Origin of the sequence: Streptococcus sp. HMSC070B10, from assembly GCF_001808665.1 — a bacterium.
Classification (GTDB): domain Bacteria; phylum Bacillota; class Bacilli; order Lactobacillales; family Streptococcaceae; genus Streptococcus.
Genome location: NZ_KV794189.1, coordinates 1 through 376 on the forward strand (window position 1 = coordinate 1; position 376 = coordinate 376).

Below are 376 nucleotides of genomic sequence, written 5' to 3' on the forward strand. Positions count from 1 at the left end.
CATGTACCAAAGCTTCAACTGCATTGACACCACCTGTAAATTCAGGTACTTCAAGCACTGGTGCTGGTTCTTCACCCTTGCTTGATTGAACCGGTTCTTCTGTCAATTCTTGATAGAAGCTCGCCAATTCATAAAACTCAGCCTTGCCACCTTCCCAGACCAGTTTAACATCTAGAAGAGAACCACCATTGCGGATAGCAAAGGTTTGGAGACTAGATGTAATGGCACCAAGATCTGTCCAACTTTCTTGTCCATCCTTAAGTGTTCTCGCTTGAACTCGTGCTTTCGCTCCTTCAGGAAGGCTTGAAACAAGGCGTAGATGGTTGGCATTGGTTGGTTCTGACAAGTGGTAAACCATTTCACCCTTATCTTTTTC

General features: G+C 44.7%; 1 protein-coding gene. It reads right to left on the minus strand.

What is annotated here, in order from left to right; genetic code table 11:
- On the minus strand, positions 1-376 hold a 376-nt coding region (locus HMPREF2613_RS06310), incomplete at both ends, for an SIALI-17 repeat-containing surface protein (RefSeq protein WP_148129945.1).